Raw genomic sequence first — 16,343 nt, forward strand, 5'->3', positions numbered from 1 at the left:
TGATGCGTGACTCGGAAAACACGCAAACAACAGGATTAGGCATCCCATGGCAGATGAACAACTAAGGCCCCCTCAGTTCATGCTCTTTGAAAGTGAAACTGAGTCAGAGCGCGCTGCGCAAGTTGTTGCAGTGACGCCGCCGAAAGGTGCGTTCAGCGACTTCATTGTGTATGTGGATGAAAGTGGTGATCACGGGATGCAGGCGCTGGATGCGAATTACCCCATGTTTGTTCTAGCGTTTTGTGTTTTTCATAAAAGACACTACTGTGAAAAAGTCATTCCGGCCCTCCAAAAGTTTAAGTTCAATCATATGGGGCATGATCTTGTTGGCCTGCATGAATTGGAAATCCGTAAGGAAAAGGGGGCTTTCTCGAACGTTTTTGTCTCTCGCCAGCACAAACATGCCTTTCTTGAGGAGCTGACAAGCATCATTGAGTCGAGCAACTTTGTTTTGATCAGTTGCGTTATTGATAAGGCCACTCTTCGGGAGCAGCAAGGCCCCGTACATAATCCCTACCATCTGGCGCTTGGATTCTGTCTTGAAACGCTTTATGAGTTTCTCAGTGAGAAAAATCAGCAGAGAGCGTTGACTCACGTCATTTTCGAACGACGAGGGCGTAAAGAAGATAACGAGCTTGAGTTGGAGTTTCGGCGAATGTGCGACGGCGCCGTTCGTTTAGGTATTCGCCTGCCATTTGACATCGTGTTTGCGACTAAGCAGGTTAACTCCACGGGGTTGCAACTTGCAGATCTCGTTGCAAGGCCGATAGGCATGAGTGTTCTACGGCGAGGTCAGGAAAACCGTGCCTTTGATGTGCTCAAGCGCAAGTTTTACTGCAGCGGAGGACGAAGCAAGGTCGGTGAGGGTTTTGAGAACTGGGGACTTAAAGTTTTCCCTACCGCAGAAAGCGAAAAGCCCCGATGAAACTCACCGAGGCTATAACGCCGACCGGGATCCCCCAGTCCATTTGCGCCAGATTCTATGCTTGCGATTTTTGAGTGTCAATGCAGAGTAATTACTGCTCCTCTTGCAGAATAGAGGGGTGATCAGAATCGGTACTCCGCACCTGCTCCGGCATACCACGAGCGCCCTGGCGCCGCTTCGTAATAGCGGTAATTTCCGTCGCCGACGATCACCGAGCCGACGTACTGGCGGTCGAGCAGGTTATCCAGGCGCAGGGTCTGGTGGAAGGTCCAGTGTTCGACTTTCTGCTCAAAGCGGGCGCGCCAGTTGAATACGCTGTAGGCCGGGGCGGCGTGTTGGCTGTTGGTGTCTTCGACGTAGACCTGGCTGCGGTACATGCCTTCGAGGGCGGTGCTGACCCAGTCGCGGGGCTTCCAGTTGAGCTCGGCGAACAAGGTGGTTTGCGGTACGCCGGGCAGGTAGTTGCCCTTGTCGATGGCGGTGTTGCCGCCGCTGACGAAGTCACTGTCGTAGGTAGCTTGCAGGCGGGTGTAGGCGAGGTTGGCGGTCCACTGTTCGCTGAGTTGGCTTTCGATGCCCAGTTCGAAGCCGCGGCGCAAGGTTCGGCCAGCGTTTTGGTAAGTGGTGCGACCGCCGCTGGATTGCTGCACCACCAACTCGTCTTCGGTGGTGATCTGGAAGACTGCAGCGTTGATGCGGGTGTCCTGGCCAACGCGTGCCTTCAGGCCGACTTCGTACTGTGTACTGACCGATGGCTTGAGCGCTAAGTTAAAGCCGTTTGAGCTGCTGGAATACGCTGACTCCGCTTGTGTCGGAGTTTCAAAGCCTTTGCCCGCGCTCACGTAGCCGTGCAGGTCGGGGGTAAACGCGTACATCACGCTGACCGAGGGGGTGTTCTTCTGGTAAGTCTTGCTGCCGCTGTCGTTGCCGTCGCTGAGAAAATGGTCGTCCACGTCCATCTTCATGGTGCTGTGGCGCAGGCCGGCTTGCAGGGTCCAGTCGCCCAGCAGCCAATTGGCCTGCACGAAGGGGTCGAGGCTGGTGGCGGTGTCGATTTCATCACGGCCCAGTGCGCCCTTGACGCCGTGCACGCCGTTGGCGGTGTTGGAATAGCCTTGGCGATCATCTTCGCTGCGGTCGTAGTCGAGGCCGGCGATCAAGGTCAGTTCGCCCGGAGCGCTGGTGACGGGTTGTAGCCAGTGGATGGAGCCACCGTAGAACTTGCGGTCGAACGCCACCACACCGCCTCGCACGTTGGCGGGGTTGGTCGCACCGCTGGGGAATTTGTCAGGAATCGACAAGTACTGAATCACACTCCGCCGCCCCGTATACCCATTGACCTGCAGCGTCGCATCGCCGAAGTACCGCTCGTAATTCATCCCCAATTGCTGATGATCGATGCTTTTACGCGTGTTGTACGTCAGCGCGTTGGCGCTCACCGAGCGCGGGTCGGCCTTGTACGCTGCCAAGGTCTGCCCCAGCGGGTCCTGGGTGCCGTTCTGTTCCAGGCTGCTGTAGATCAGCGCCAGCTTGCTGTCGTCATCCGGCTGGACGTTGAGCTTGGCGAAGGTCTGGTCGCGGCGTGCGCTGCTGTGGTCGCGGTAGCCGTTGGTGTCCATGCGCGAAGCGTCGAGCACGAAGCCGGCGCCGTTGGCCGCGCCTTCGGCGCTCAGGTGGTTCTTGTTCAGGCCGTCGCTGCCCACCAGGGTCTCGGCGCCAATGCGCGGCGGGCCTTCGCCGTCGCGGGAGAACATCTGGATCACGCCGCCGGCATTGCTGCCATACAGGGTCGCGGCAGGGCCGCGCAGCACTTCGATGCGTTCGGCAGTGTCGAGGTTGAAGGTGGCCGCCTGGCCCTGGCCGTCCGGGGTGCTGGCGGGAATGCCGTCGGCAATCAGCTTGATGCCGCGCACACCGAACGCCGAGCGGGCGCCGAAGCCACGGGTGGAAATCTGCAGGTCCTGGGCATAGTTCTGGCGGTTCTGTACCACCAGGCCGGGCACGCGGGACAGGGCCTCGGAGGCGTTGATGCCCAATTGGCCATCGCTGATCTGTTCGCGGCTGATGCCGTCCACCGAGTACGGCAGGTCGAAGGTCGGGCTGGCGCTGCGTGAGCCGGTGACCACGCTGGGGTCGAGGACCAGCGGGGCGTCTTCAGCCCGAGCGGCATCGCTCAGGGCGAACAGGCCAGGCAGCAGCAAGGTGAAGCGGGCGAGGGTTTTCATCGGTCAGTTGGAATCCATGGCGCGCATAGGCGGTAGACGCGCAAAGGGGCGCGAGTTTAGTGGCTCGGGCGATTTTTATCATTTGGGAATCGTCCTACGCTGCAAATCAGTGTTACCACTTTGGGTCATCCGCCCTTGCGATGTTAGCGTGGTCAGCCTTGGCAATAACAATGGCTGATGGGCCATAAGGAGAGGGTCATGAGGAGGGGGTCGAAAGTCTTGTGCAGTGTGCTGTCGCTGATGCTGGCGGGCTGCGGAACCATCAATACCGTCTTCCGGCCAGACGCGGTCACCAGCCAGAACCTCAAGGACTCGCGCAGTCACTGCGAAAACGTGCCGCGCATCTACAGCGGGGTGATCTATGGGTTCTGCACGCTCAATGGCGAACCGGCGCCCGACAAGAGCCTGAAGGACAACAGCCTGATCGACCATGGCGGGAGCATGCTACCCATTGTCGCGGTGGAGTTTGTCGCCTCCGGCGTGCTGGACACCCTGGTGCTGCCCTACACCGTTTACCGTCAAAGCCGGGACGGCAGCATCGAGATCTTCCGCTGATCCCTCTTGACGCTCGCCGCTAACAGCTTCCCGCCGCTTTTACGCTATAATCCCGCCCTTTAGCTGTTTCCCGCCCAGGCGGGAGGCACACTTTTTTCAGGCGCAACCCGCCTGCATGCAGACTAAAAGAGGCTAGACCCCTGTGGCATTGACGATTCTTGGCCTGTCCGGCGCCCTTAGCCATGATCCTTCCGCAGCCTTGTATATCGACGGCAAGCTGATCGCGGCCGCCGAAGAAGAACGCTTCGTACGTGACAAACATGCAAAGAACCGCATGCCCTACGAGTCGGCGAAGTTCTGCCTGGAACAGGCCGGCATCAAGCCCTCCGACGTTGACGTGGTCGCGATCCCGTTCGCCCCGATCAGCCTGTTCGGCGAGGCGCGATGGCACTACGCCAAGCGTTACTGGTACGCCCCGGACCGCGCCCTCGATGCGATCCTGATGGGCAACCGTCGCTACAAGCGTTATCGCAACAAGATCGTCTGGTGCCTGGAGCAACTGGGCTTTGATCCGAAGAAAATCAAGATCGAACCGGTTGAACACCACCTGGCCCACGCTTCCAGCGCCTACCACTGCTCCGGCTTCCAGGAGAAAACCGCGATCCTCGGTATCGACGGTAAAGGTGAGTACGCCACCACGTTCTTCGGCTACGGCGAAAACGGCAAGATCCACAAGATCAAGGAATTCTACGATCCGGACTCCCTCGGCGGCCTGTACGGCGCGATCACCGAGTTCCTCGGTTTCGAGATGCTCGACGGTGAGTTCAAGGTCATGGGCATGGCGCCGTATGGCGATGCCAGCAAGTACGATTTCTCGCGCCTGGCCTCCTTTGAGAACGGCGAGTTGGTGATCAACACCGACTACGCCAACGTCATCGGCCTGCGCCGTTATAAAGAGAAGGGCAAGGGTTTCTACTTCTCGCCAAAACTGATCGAGTGGCTGGGTCCCAAGCGCGAAGGCGATATTGCCGACGAGCCGTACATCCACTACGCCGCCAGCATGCAGGCGCTGTTCGAGAAGCTGGCCCTGCAGATGATCGACCACTACCTGGGCGACATCCTCAAGGACACCGGCAAGCTGGCCTTCGCCGGCGGCTGCGCGCTGAACGTCAAGCTGAACCAGAAAATCATTGCCCGTGACGACGTCAAGGAGCTGTTCGTGCAGCCGGCGTCCGGCGATGCCGGTACTGCCGTGGGTGCGGCGGCCTACGTGTCCCACGCCCGTGGTGTGCCGGTGGAGAAGATGGAGCACGTCTACCTCGGCCCGTCCTACAGCAACGAAGATGTGATCGCTGCGTGCGCCAAGCACGAGAGCAAGCCTAACTGGCGCAAGATCGAGAACATGCCCCAGCGCATCGCCAAGATCATGGTCGACGGCAACCCGGTGGCCTGGTTCCAGGGGCGCATGGAGTTTGGTCCGCGTGCACTCGGCGGTCGTTCGATCATCGGTTGCCCAAGCGCCACCGGCGTGGCGGACCGTATCAACCACCAGATCAAGTTCCGCGAGCGCTGGAGGCCTTTCTGCCCGTCGATGCTCGACACCGTGGCGCCGCAGATGATCAAGGTCGACCACCCGGCACCGTTCATGACCTTCACCTTTGAAGTGGCCGAAGAGTGGAAAACCCGCGTGCCGGAAGTGGTCCATGAAGATGGCACCTCCCGCGCCCAGGTGCTCAAGCGCGAGTACAACCCGCGCTACTACGACATGATGAAAGAGCTCGAAGTGCTGACCGGCAACGGCGTGTCCCTGAACACCTCGCTCAACCGTCGCGGCGAAGCGATGATCTGCTCGCCGACCGACGCACTGAACATGTTCTTCGGCTCCGACCTGCAGTACCTGATCATGGAAGACATCCTGGTCGTCAAGGACGGCGTGGACCCTTATGACGCCGTGGTCTAAATGCTGAACCGCTTCCAGGCGTGGCGTGAGCGTGGCTGGGCGCCTGTCGAGGCCGAGGTTTACGCCCAGGCCTGGCAGCGGTTTGGCGGCAGCGTTGCAACCCATCCGCAGGTTGTCGAGCGCTTGGCGGGCCTGGCGCAGATTCCGGTGCGTTACCTGGGCTGGGAACAGGACGGTGAACTCCGAGGGGCGATTGCCACCTGGGGGCGCGACCTGGCCCTGTCCAAGGACGTACTCAAGCGCAGCGGCAAGAAAGGCCTGTTTGACCTGGGCAATGCCGAGATCATCCTGCCGATCACTGCCGATGCGCAGTTGCCGGTGCGCCATCGCGGGCGCTACCTGTCAGCGCTGAACGAGGGCCGCATCAGCACCCTCAAGTCCCAGGCCGAGCAGTTGGCCATGGCGCGTACCCCCGAAGAGCTGTCGAAGAAGTTTCGCTACAACCAGCGCCGCGAACTGCGTCTGCTGGAAGAGGCGGGCGGCGTGGTGCGGGCGGTGAGCGAGTTTTCCAGTGTGGAGCTGTCGGCGATCTACTGCGATCTGTTCCAGCGCCGCTGGGGCTTTGCCGCTACAGGCGCCGAGCGCCTGGCTGAGGTGCTGGCGCTGCTCAAAGAGTTCCTGATCGGCTCGGTGCTGTTTCTCAACGATGCGCCGATTGCCGTACAACTGGTATACCGCGTCGAGGCGCCGGAGTGGATCAGCATCGAGTACGTCAATGGCGGTGTCGACCCTGAAACCCGGGCATTCAGCCCCGGCAGTGTGCTGAGCTTCCTCAACACCCAAAGCGCCTGGGAACAGGCGCGGGCCGTGGATAAACCGCTGCGTTTTTCCTTCGGGCGTGCCGACCGCGAGTACAAGGAGCGCTGGTGCAACCCGGTGCCGGTGTTCAGCGTATGAGCCGCAAACAGCAACTGCTCAAGCGCCACCGGCGCAATAAACGCATTGCGCTGCTGATCGGGCTGCTGCTGTTGATCGCGACCGGTGTGCTGGTGGCCTGGTGGTTGCCGCTGATCCTCGTGGTCGTGCTGTGGGTGGCCCATGAAGCCTGGTTTGCCGACCACCTGTTTTATTCGCCCAAGGACGACTACCAATACAGGTTTGCGTCGAGTGGCCAGCAGGTCGGGCTGCGTCTGGAGGGCGGCAGGTTGCTGGCAGAGACACCGCTCGAGCTGGCTGGCGATGAAACGCTGGTCGTCGAAGTGCAGCTCAAGAGCACCCTCTGGGGGCGTTTGTTTGATCCTGCAGTTGATTTTCTGGACGATCGCCAGGCGTTCGAGCGCGGGGTTGCCGGCAAACGTTACCTCAATCTCACCGGTTCGGCGGCGGCATTGGCCGGCGGTGAACTGCGCCTGCGCGGGCGCTTTTGTCGCGTGATCGGCCAGCCGGTCTTGTGGGTGTTTCGCCAGCCAGATGCTGCCCGCCAGCGGGTGATGGTGATCGCCCCTCACGCCGATGATGCTGAACTGGCTGCCTTCGGCCTGTACAGCCAGGCGGATGAAAGCTGGATCGTGACCCTGACCGCCGGTGAAATCGAAGCCGAACACTATCAGCAGATGGGCATGCCCAAGGCTGAAGCGGCGCGGATCAAAGGGCGCCTGCGCGCCTGGGACAGCATTGCCGTGCCGCGCTGGGCCGGCGTGCCCGAGGCGCACTGCGTGCAGTTGGGCTACTTCTGCCTGCAACTGCCGGCGATGCGTGACGCCCCCGATCAACCCCAGGCATCGCGCGAAGCGCAGTTGGACGATACGCGGCTGTTCCGCCAGTTCAATGCCTTGGCGTTGCCGGGGGATGTGGACGGTGCGCCGACCTGGAACAACCTGATAGCCGACCTGCGGGCGGTGTTGCTCAAGGCGCGTCCCGAGGTGATTGTGTTGCCGACGCCAGTGCTCGACCCCCACCCTGACCATATCTGCGCGCACACCGCGGTGGTGCAGGCGCTGCAGGGGCTTGAGTGGCAACCGACCACGTTGCTTGGTTATGCCAACCATCTGCATGATAACGACCGTTGGCCCATGGGTGATTCAGGCGCTGGCATCGCTTTGCCGCCACAGTTCGATGCCGCCCAGGTACTCGAGCCCTATTGCCGGGTGCTCAGCCTGAGCCAGCAGCAGGACAAGGCCATGGCGCTGGGCATGATGCATGATCTGCAGCCCCGTGCACCGTTCAAGCGCCGGGTGCGTCGTCTGTTGCAGCAATGGCTGGCCGGCCGTGGTCCATCGCCTTACGGCGAGAACGAATTTTTCCGCAAGGCCGTACGCCGCCACGAGCTGCTTTGGGTGCTGAAGCAGGACTGAAATTGACTTTTTTCGTCGGGCTGCCCGCGTGTAGCAGCCCGATTGCCTCATGGAGTGATATGAAGCCTCGTTTCAAGGTTTTGCAGTTGCAGCCTGACTACAACGTCAAACTGAATGACTTCGCCGATCTCGGCGAGCAGATCGTCAAGGCGCTGCCGACGGAGCGGTTCGAGGTGACGTCGGCCTTCCTGAGTGGTCGGCCGCAGCCGGGCCAGCCGTTGAGCGTGGCGGATCATTCCAAGTATTTCGAGTTTCCCGAGAAGGCCCTCAAAGGCATTCGCCTGGGCGCCATGTGGGAAATCTACAAGTACTGCCGTGAGCAGAAATTCGATGTGGTCATCTGTAACCGCTTCAAGTCGGTGAACATGATGCTGTCGCTCAATCGCTGGTTGAAGATCCCGTTGTGCATCGGTATTTCCCACGGTTTCGGTGAGTACGAACGCGCCTATCGCCGGCGCCAGACGCGCCGGCTGGTCAGCCCGGCCTGGCGGTTTGTCGGGGTGTCGGCGGCGGTCAGGGACTACCTGATCGGCCTCAACTGCGGCTTTACCCAAGAGAACACCACCTTCGTCACCAATGCCATCGATATTCCCCAGGCCGAAGCCTTGCAGTTGCCACGCGAGCAGGCTCGCCAGGCGCTCGGGCTGCCGCTCGACGCACGGATCATCGGCGCGCTGGGGCGCTTGGTGCCGATCAAGGGCCATACGCACCTGCTGCAGGCCTTTGCCCGTCTCAAGGACAAATACCCCAATGTCCAGGTCGGAATCATCGGTTCCGGCCGTGCCGAAGCCGACTTGCGCGCGGACATCGAGCGCCTTGGCCTCACTGGCCGTGCGCATTTGCTGGGCTTTCGCGAGGATGGCCTCAAATATGTACGCGCCTTCGATATCTGGACCATGCCTTCCTTGCTGGAGGGCCTGGGCCTGGCGCTGCTCGAAGGCATGAGTGGACGCCTGCCGGTGATTGCTTCCAACGGGCCGGCCATGCTGCCGCTGGTGGAAGGGGCGGGTGGTTTGTCCCACGAGCCTGGCAATGTCGAGCAACTGACAGCGGCCCTGGACACTTATCTGGCCATGAGCGACGAGCAACTGCGCGCCAAGGGTGAACAGGTATTCCGTTACCTGGAAGAAAACCACGCCCTGGCCGAGTTCCAGCAAAAGTATCTGAACCTCATCGAAACCGGTTTGAAAGAAGTAGGTAGAGCATGACAGCGCAACAACCCCTGGTCTCGGTGATCATCGCGTCCTACAACCACGGCCGGTATATCGAGGAGAGCATCCTCAGCGTACTCGGCCAGACGTACTCGAACATCGAGCTGCTGGTGGTGGATGACGGTTCCAAGGATGACAGTGTCGAGCGCATCCAGCGCCTGCAGGCCGAACACGGCTTTGATTTCCAGGTGCAGCAGAACCAGGGCCTGACCGCCACGCTCAACGGTGCCATCGCCCGCGCCAAGGGCAGCCTGATCGCGCCCTTCGGCTCCGATGACATTATGTTGCCGGACCGCATCGCCACCCAAGTGGCCTACATGGAAGGGAAGCCGAAGGTGGGCATGTGCGCTGGCAATATCGAGTTGATCGATGGTGACGGCAACCTGCACCCGGAGAAAAAGCAGCGCCGCGACGTACCGTTTCGCAGCCTGGATTTCGACGACATGTTCATGGACCGCAAGCCCTTCCCGCCGGCACCGACCATGTTGATTCGCCGCGAAGTCCTGGAAGAAGTCGGTGGCTTCGACCCATTCATCCCTCTGGAAGACCTGCTGATCCAATTGAAGATCACCGCCGCGGGCTACACCATTGACGCGCTCGGCGTGGTGATGGCGCAGTATCGGCAGCACGCAAGCAACACCTACAAGAACCATCGCTACATGATCCAGAACATTCTCAAGACCTATGCCCATTTCAGCGAGCATCCGGCCTATGACGCGGTGCGCTATAACTTCCTGAACTCGATGTTCCTGAAGACGGCTGATCGTGACCGGCCACTGGCGCGGGAGATCCTCAAGCAGATCCCGCTGAAGTTCTGGGGGCGCAAGACCTTGCGTGGCTTGGTGCGGTTGTACCTGGCGCCCCTCAGGAAATGAGGCGGCGGGGGGTATGAAAAAGGCGACTATCAGCAGTGATAGTCGCCTTTTTTATCAGGTGGCGGGGCTGGTCAATGCCTGCACTTGCGCGCGGATCTTCGCCGTGGCGCCTTGGCTGGCAACGGACGCATAACCTTTGGCCAACTGTTCGAAGTGTGTCTCGAACAACCAGGCGCGGTCCTGTGGGTAGCGCTGCATATGGCGCAGGTTGCGCTGGCGCAACGCGTTGCGCAGCGGTGACGGGAAGATGCGCAGGTCGGCGATATCGATCAGGGCGAACTCACCGTCATCCATCAACAACACGTTACCCAGGTGCAGCGAACGGAAGTACACACCGCGCTCATGCAGCTTGGCCATGAACTGACCGAAACGTTCGATCAGCGACTCACGCAGGCTGTTGTCCAGGCCTTGCAGGGCCTGGCGCAGGGTCAGGCCGGGCAGTGGCGCGTAGCTGACGGCGGTGCTGGCGTCGCGCAGACTATAGAGGCCTAGAATCTGCGGCGTAGGGATGCCCAGGGTGCGCAATTGCTCGGCGTTGCTGGCAAACCGCTCGGAGTAGGGGTTGAAGCTGCCCGAGGTGTACCAGCGGCGCGCACGGAAGATCTTCAGGAAGCGGCCGTCGGCCAGGCGCAGGACTTTCGGACCCAGCCCGTCGGCTTCGATCACATGGGCATTGCTGCACAACTGGTCGAAAGCCGCGGGCTTGAGCGCTTGTACCGGCATGCGCAACAGGCTGTGACGGCGCTGGGCGATGCTCAGGCCGGCAATGATCGCCAGTGGGATCCACAGCACGAACCAGTGCTCTTTCGGGCGTGACAGGATGCCACCCCCTTCGGTCAGCCCGGCGCCGATGCCATAGGTCAGCAGCGACGAAGCCAGGATGAAGAGTGGCTGGGCGCGTTGTTTCAGGCCCTTGTACAGCCCCCAGCCGATCATGAAGATCCACGGGATAAAGCCGATGATGCCGACGTAATACAGCACGCCCAGGGCAAAACTGTGCGGCTCGCGCAGTTGATAGCCGTCGGACAGGGTCAGGTACAGCTCGGAGTCGTAGCTGTGGCCGATCCATGGATGTTCAGCAATGCGTTGCAGTGACATGCCCCACAGTTCAAGGCGAAATGAGCTGCCTCGTTCGGTAATGGCATCCGGGAATAGCAGCAGCAGTCCGGCGGCCCCCAGCACCAGGCCTGCTATCAGCAGGGCCGAGCGGCGGTTGCGGCTGACGAAGGTCATCCACAGGATGGTCAGCGTCAGGGCTACCAGCGGTGTGCGCGAGCCCGTGGCCAGAACCGCCGCGAGCATGACTGCCAGAGCCGGGGCGCTGAACCACAGGACTTTCAGGCGCTGGGTGGTCATGCAGACATACAGCCAGTAGACGCAGAAGAAACCGAATAGATGAGAGCTGAGCAGCGGATTGTCGAGAGCGCCACGCCCACCGATCATGCGCATGCCCGGTTCGAAGCCTTTGACGAACGCCACCAGGTTGCACAGGCTCACCACCAGTGCGATTACCGCCGCACTGAAGAAGATCGGCTTGAACAGATCGTTGCGGTAATGCAGCAACAGCCCGCAGCCACCAAACAGCATGAAGGTATTGAGCGGGCGCTTGAACAGGTCGGTGTCGGCGGTGGGCTCGGGGCTCCACAGCAGGCTGGTCAGGGCCCAGGCGGAGAAGACCAGGAAGGCGAGCGCCAGGGGCTCGCGCAGTAACTCTTTCAGCTCCCGGGGGCGCATGCACAACATGAACAGGGTCGGTACGCTGAACAGGATGTAGACAATTCGATGCAGCACGTTGCGGTTGGATACGAAGAACAGCGAACTCAGCAACAGCAACAAGCCAATGGGCAAGATCCACAGGACCAGGAAGTCAAAAACGCGATTTGAGCCATAGATCAGGCGCTTGGAGTGCATACAGTAAAGCCATTCCATTTGAGAAAGCCGACCATCTTAAAGTAGTGGCTATATAATGTCGCCGGTTGGAGCCAACCGGTTTGAGGGTCATGCAGGGTGCAAGTACAACAGAGAAGCTGTGCTAAAGTCAGCCTCCTTTTTCAAAACGCCGCGTGATATGACCGACTCCAGTCCGAGCGCAAGCCCTTCGAGCTTGAAAATATACTTCCGCCTGCTCAGTTACGTTAAGCCCTACGCCGGCTTGTTCGCGCTGAGTATCGTCGGATTTCTGATTTTCGCGTCGACCCAGCCGATGCTGGGGTACATCCTCAAGTACTTCGTCGACGGCCTTTCCAACCCTGAAGCCGTGCTATTCCCTACCGTGCCGTTCCTTCGGGACCTGCAACTGCTGCAAGCCGTGCCGCTGCTGATCATCCTGATCGCCGCCTGGCAGGGCCTGGGATCGTTCCTGGGCAACTACCTGCTGGCCAAGGTTTCCCTGGGCCTGGTCCATGACCTGCGCGTGCAGTTGTTCAACAACTTGCTGACGCTGCCCAACCGCTACTTCGACAACCATAACTCCGGGCACCTGATTTCACGCATCACCTTCAACGTGACCATGGTCACGGGGGCGGCGACCGACGCGATCAAAGTGGTGATTCGTGAAGGCATGACAGTGATCTTCCTGTTCGCCTCGTTGCTGTACATGAACTGGCGCCTGACGCTGGTGATGATTGCCATCCTGCCGTTGATCGCAGTGATGGTGAGCACGGCCAGCAAGAAATTCCGCAAGCAGAGCAAGAAGATCCAGGTAGCGATGGGTGACGTGACCCACGTGGCCTCCGAAACCATCCAGGGCTACCGCGTGGTGCGCAGCTTCGGCGGTGAGGTCTACGAGGAAAAACGCTTCCTCAAGGCCAGCCAGAGCAACACTGACAAGCAACTGCGCATGACCCGCACCGGGGCGATCTATACCCCGGCGCTGCAACTGGTGATCTACACCGCGATGGCGGTGCTGATGTTCCTGGTCCTTTATCTTCGCGGTGACGCATCGGCCGGTGACATGGTGGCCTACATCACCCTGGCCGGCCTGCTGCCCAAACCGATTCGCCAGCTCTCGGAAGTCAGCTCGACCATCCAGAAGGGCGTGGCGGGTGCCGAAAGCATTTTTGAACAGTTGGACGAAGAGGTCGAAGTCGACAACGGCACCATCGAGCGCGACAAGGTCAGCGGTCGTCTCGACGTACGCAACCTGAACTTTACCTACCCGGGCACCGAGCGCCATGTGCTCAAGGACATCAGCTTCACCGCCGAGCCTGGGCAGATGATCGCCCTGGTCGGGCGCTCGGGCAGCGGGAAGTCGACCCTGGCCAGCCTGATCCCGCGCTTCTACCACCACGCAAGCGGCGAAATCCTGCTGGATGGTGTCGAGATCGAAGACTACAAACTGCTCAACCTGCGCAAACACATTGCCCAGGTGACCCAGCATGTGACCTTGTTCAGCGACACCGTGACCAACAACATCGCCTACGGCGACCTGGCGGGTGCGCCTCGGGCAGACGTTGAAGCGGCCGCGGCGGACGCCAATGCCAAGGACTTCATCGACCAGTTGCCCAAGGGCTTCGACACCCAGGTTGGCGAAAACGGTGTGTTGCTGTCCGGTGGTCAACGCCAGCGCCTGGCAATTGCCCGTGCCCTTCTGAAGAATGCACCGCTGCTGATTCTCGACGAGGCCACCTCGGCCCTCGACACCGAATCCGAGCGCCACATCCAGGCGGCGCTGGACAAGGTCATGCAAGGTCGTACCACCCTGGTGATCGCGCACCGTTTGTCCACCATCGAGAAGGCCGACCTGATCCTGGTGATGGACGACGGTCGAATTGTCGAGCGTGGCACGCACGGTGAGCTGCTGGCACAGAACGGCTATTACGCCCGCCTGCATGCCATGGGCCTGGATGCGCCGATTTCCGCCGACATTACCTGACCCTCCCTGTAGGAGCCGGCAAGCCGGTTCCTACATTGCAAAACCCTCCCGCAAACCTCCCACAACCCTGTGCTAATATCGCGCCCCTGTTCATTTTGTATGTGGGTTGCTCCATGAAGTTGTCCATGCCGCGATTCGATCAAGCCCCTGTCTTGGTGGTCGGCGATGTCATGCTCGACCGTTACTGGCATGGTGGTACCTCACGGATTTCCCCTGAGGCGCCGGTGCCGGTCGTCAAGGTCGAGCAAATCGAAGACCGTCCAGGTGGCGCTGCCAACGTTGCCCTTAACATTGCCGCCCTCGGCGCCCCGGCCTCGCTGGTCGGCGTGACCGGCGACGACGAAGCTGCCGAAAGCCTGGCCAACAGCCTGCGCGGTGCCGGCGTGCGTGCGTTGTTCCAGCGCATTGCCCACCAGCCGACCATCGTCAAGCTGCGGGTGATGAGCCGTCACCAGCAATTGCTGCGTATCGATTTCGAAGAACCCTTCGCCACCGACGCCCTGGCCCTTAGCGGTCAGGTCGATCAGTTGCTCGAAGGCATCAAGGTGCTGGTGTTGTCCGACTACGGCAAAGGCGCCTTGAAGAATCACCAGGAACTGATCCAGGCCGCCAAGGCCCGGGGCATCCCGGTATTGGCCGATCCCAAGGGCAAGGACTTCTCGATTTATCGCGGAGCCAGCCTGATCACGCCCAATCTCAGCGAGTTCGAAGCCATCGTCGGCGGTTGCGCCGATGAGCACGACCTGGTGACCAAAGGTGCGGCACTGATGGCCGACCTCGACCTCGGCGCCTTGCTGGTGACCCGTGGCGAGCACGGCATGACCCTGTTGCGCCCCGGCCACCCGGCGATGCACTTGCCGGCACGTGCCCGTGAAGTGTTCGACGTGACCGGCGCCGGCGACACCGTGATTTCCACCCTGGCCGCCTCGATTGCCGCCGGTGAGGAACTGCCCCACGCCGTGGCCCTGGCCAACCTGGCGGCGGGCATCGTGGTGGGCAAGCTGGGTACCGCTGCCATCAGCGCGCCTGAGTTACGCCGTGCGATCCAGCGTTCCGAAGGCTCGGAGCGGGGTGTGCTGACCATCGAGCAATTGCTGCTGGCGATTGACGATGCCCGCGCCCACAACGAAAGCATTGTGTTCACCAACGGCTGCTTCGACATCCTGCACGCCGGTCACGTGACTTACCTCGAGCAAGCGCGTGCCCAAGGCGATCGCCTGATCGTTGCGGTCAACGACGATGCCTCGGTGAGCCGCCTCAAAGGCCCTGGCCGTCCGATCAACAGTGTCGACCGTCGCATGGCCGTGCTGGCGGGCCTGGGCGCGGTGGACTGGGTGATCAGTTTCCCTGAAGGGACCCCTGAGAACCTGTTGGCCCAGGTCAAGCCGGATGTGCTGGTCAAGGGCGGCGACTATTCTGTCGACCAGGTCGTGGGGGCCGATATCGTCAGCGCCTACGGCGGCAAAGTCAAAGTGCTGGGCCTGGTCGAGAACAGCTCGACCACCGCCATTGTCGAGAAGATCCGCAACAATGAGTAAGCAGGTTCTTGTCACCGGCGGTGCGGGCTTTATCGGCTCGCACCTGGTCGATGCGCTGCTCGCCAAAGGCTACGGTGTGCGGGTGCTGGATAACCTCTCCACCGGCAAGCGCACTAACCTGCCGTTGGACAATCCGCGCGTCGAACTGCTTGAAGGCGATGTGGCCGATGCCGAGCTGGTCGCCCGTGCCGCTGTCGGCGCAGCCGCGGTGGTGCATCTGGCGGCGGTGGCCTCGGTGCAGGCGTCGGTGGATGATCCGGTCAGCACGCACCAGAGCAACTTCATCGGCACCTTGAATGTGTGCGAAGCCATGCGCAAGGCCGGCATCAAGCGCGTGGTGTATGCCTCCAGCGCTGCGGTATACGGCAACAATGGCGAAGGCGCTTCAATCGACGAAGCCACCACCAAGGCGCCGTTGACGCCCTATGCGTCCGACAAGTTGGCCGGCGAGCACTACTTCGATTTCTACCGTCGCCAGCATGGCCTGGAGCCGGTGATCTTCCGCTTCTTCAATATCTTCGGGCCACGCCAGGACCCGTCATCGCCGTATTCCGGCGTGATCAGCATCTTCAGCGAGCGGGCGCAGCAGGGCGTACCGATTGCCGTGTTTGGCGATGGTGAGCAAACCCGCGACTTCATGTACGTGGGTGATCTGGTGGACTTGTTGTTGCAGGCGATTGAAGCGCCCGAGGCTCCATTGGGGGCAATCAATGTCGGCTGGAATCGCACCACGACGCTCAAGGATGTGCTGCAAGCCTTGGAAGACATCGTCGGCAAGCTGCCCGAGGTGACTTACGGGCCGGCGCGCTCCGGGGATATCCGGCATTCGCGAGCGAACAACCAGCGGTTACTGGCGAGCTTCACCCTGCCCGAGCCCACTCCTTTGAAGGTAGGCCTGGAGCACTTGCTCAAAGGCTGACGTGATGTGTAGTGCGCGGGGCAAGCC

The 16,343-nt window shown here is 60.9% G+C and carries 12 protein-coding genes; 10 read left to right on the plus strand and 2 right to left on the minus strand.

Features of this window, described 5'->3' with window-relative positions; translation table 11 throughout:
* Positions 1–46: 46 nt before the first annotated feature.
* The gene (locus ACZ445_RS02320) at positions 47–925 is read left to right on the plus strand and encodes a DUF3800 domain-containing protein (protein WP_464707966.1); all 879 of its coding nucleotides are present in this window, start codon (positions 47–49) and stop codon (positions 923–925) included.
* A 122-nt stretch (positions 926–1,047) separates the two neighbouring features.
* On the opposite strand, the gene ACZ445_RS02325 is transcribed toward ACZ445_RS02320, so the two are convergent.
* Positions 1,048–3,150 carry a TonB-dependent receptor family protein gene (locus tag ACZ445_RS02325; protein WP_464707967.1) on the minus strand — a complete coding sequence of 701 codons (2,103 nt, stop codon included), beginning with the start codon at positions 3,148–3,150 and terminating at the stop codon, positions 1,048–1,050.
* Between the two features lie 198 nt (positions 3,151–3,348).
* Here ACZ445_RS02325 and ACZ445_RS02330 point away from each other — a divergent pair, with 198 nt between their 5' ends.
* The 6 genes from ACZ445_RS02330 (at position 3,349) to ACZ445_RS02355 (ending at position 9,985) form a co-directional block, all read left to right on the plus strand.
* Entirely contained in the window at positions 3,349–3,705 is a 357-nt protein-coding gene (locus tag ACZ445_RS02330) for a YceK/YidQ family lipoprotein (protein ID WP_464707968.1), read from the plus strand.
* Between the two features lie 142 nt (positions 3,706–3,847).
* A complete protein-coding gene (locus tag ACZ445_RS02335; protein WP_034095562.1) occupies positions 3,848–5,605 on the plus strand; it encodes a carbamoyltransferase family protein in 1,758 nt (585 codons plus the stop codon).
* Positions 5,606–6,502: an antimicrobial resistance protein Mig-14 gene (locus ACZ445_RS02340; RefSeq protein WP_464707969.1), complete on the plus strand. Its 897-nt coding sequence runs from the start codon at positions 5,606–5,608 to the stop codon at positions 6,500–6,502.
* Positions 6,499–7,899, plus strand: a complete 1,401-nt coding sequence (locus ACZ445_RS02345; RefSeq protein WP_058423499.1) for a PIG-L deacetylase family protein — start codon at positions 6,499–6,501, stop codon at positions 7,897–7,899. The genes ACZ445_RS02340 and ACZ445_RS02345 overlap by 4 nt, the downstream gene beginning before the upstream one ends.
* A gap of 59 nt (positions 7,900–7,958) precedes the next feature.
* Positions 7,959–9,107 carry a glycosyltransferase gene (locus ACZ445_RS02350; RefSeq protein ID WP_058423498.1) on the plus strand — a complete coding sequence of 383 codons (1,149 nt, stop codon included), beginning with the start codon at positions 7,959–7,961 and terminating at the stop codon, positions 9,105–9,107.
* Entirely contained in the window at positions 9,104–9,985 is an 882-nt protein-coding gene (locus ACZ445_RS02355) for a glycosyltransferase (RefSeq protein ID WP_058423497.1), read from the plus strand. Before ACZ445_RS02350 ends, ACZ445_RS02355 begins: the two co-directional genes overlap by 4 nt.
* Positions 9,986–10,039: 54 nt before the next feature.
* On the opposite strand, the gene ACZ445_RS02360 is transcribed toward ACZ445_RS02355, so the two are convergent.
* The gene (locus ACZ445_RS02360; RefSeq protein WP_058423496.1) at positions 10,040–11,896 is read right to left on the minus strand and encodes an O-antigen ligase family protein; all 1,857 of its coding nucleotides are present in this window, start codon (positions 11,894–11,896) and stop codon (positions 10,040–10,042) included.
* A 157-nt stretch (positions 11,897–12,053) separates the two neighbouring features.
* Here ACZ445_RS02360 and msbA point away from each other — a divergent pair, with 157 nt between their 5' ends.
* The 3 genes from msbA to ACZ445_RS02375 all read left to right on the plus strand — a co-directional run bounded on the left by msbA (position 12,054) and on the right by ACZ445_RS02375 (position 16,316).
* Positions 12,054–13,859 (plus strand): lipid A export permease/ATP-binding protein MsbA, encoded by a 1,806-nt coding sequence (gene msbA / locus ACZ445_RS02365; RefSeq protein WP_310863242.1) that lies wholly within the window; start codon positions 12,054–12,056, stop codon positions 13,857–13,859.
* A 113-nt stretch (positions 13,860–13,972) separates the two neighbouring features.
* On the plus strand, positions 13,973–15,397 hold the full coding sequence (gene hldE, locus ACZ445_RS02370; RefSeq protein WP_058423494.1) for a bifunctional D-glycero-beta-D-manno-heptose-7-phosphate kinase/D-glycero-beta-D-manno-heptose 1-phosphate adenylyltransferase HldE: 1,425 nt from the start codon (positions 13,973–13,975) through the stop codon (positions 15,395–15,397).
* Positions 15,390–16,316 (plus strand): NAD-dependent epimerase/dehydratase family protein, encoded by a 927-nt coding sequence (locus tag ACZ445_RS02375; protein ID WP_464707970.1) that lies wholly within the window; start codon positions 15,390–15,392, stop codon positions 16,314–16,316. Before hldE ends, ACZ445_RS02375 begins: the two co-directional genes overlap by 8 nt.
* Positions 16,317–16,343 lie beyond the last annotated feature (27 nt).

This window comes from Pseudomonas allii (assembly GCF_055380095.1).

Excerpts from the sequence above, each read along its gene's own strand:
- ACZ445_RS02320 (WP_464707966.1), top strand. The coding sequence starts at position 47 with ATGGCAGATGAACAACTAAGGCCCCCTCAGTTCATGCTCTTTGAAAGT.
- ACZ445_RS02325 (WP_464707967.1), bottom strand. The coding sequence starts at position 3,150 with ATGAAAACCCTCGCCCGCTTCACCTTGCTGCTGCCTGGCCTGTTCGCC.
- ACZ445_RS02330 (WP_464707968.1), top strand. The coding sequence starts at position 3,349 with ATGAGGAGGGGGTCGAAAGTCTTGTGCAGTGTGCTGTCGCTGATGCTG.
- ACZ445_RS02340 (WP_464707969.1), top strand. The coding sequence starts at position 5,606 with ATGCTGAACCGCTTCCAGGCGTGGCGTGAGCGTGGCTGGGCGCCTGTC.
- ACZ445_RS02345 (WP_058423499.1), top strand. The coding sequence starts at position 6,499 with ATGAGCCGCAAACAGCAACTGCTCAAGCGCCACCGGCGCAATAAACGC.
- ACZ445_RS02350 (WP_058423498.1), top strand. The coding sequence starts at position 7,959 with ATGAAGCCTCGTTTCAAGGTTTTGCAGTTGCAGCCTGACTACAACGTC.
- ACZ445_RS02355 (WP_058423497.1), top strand. The coding sequence starts at position 9,104 with ATGACAGCGCAACAACCCCTGGTCTCGGTGATCATCGCGTCCTACAAC.
- ACZ445_RS02360 (WP_058423496.1), bottom strand. The coding sequence starts at position 11,896 with ATGCACTCCAAGCGCCTGATCTATGGCTCAAATCGCGTTTTTGACTTC.
- msbA (WP_310863242.1), top strand. The coding sequence starts at position 12,054 with ATGACCGACTCCAGTCCGAGCGCAAGCCCTTCGAGCTTGAAAATATAC.
- hldE (WP_058423494.1), top strand. The coding sequence starts at position 13,973 with ATGAAGTTGTCCATGCCGCGATTCGATCAAGCCCCTGTCTTGGTGGTC.
- ACZ445_RS02375 (WP_464707970.1), top strand. The coding sequence starts at position 15,390 with ATGAGTAAGCAGGTTCTTGTCACCGGCGGTGCGGGCTTTATCGGCTCG.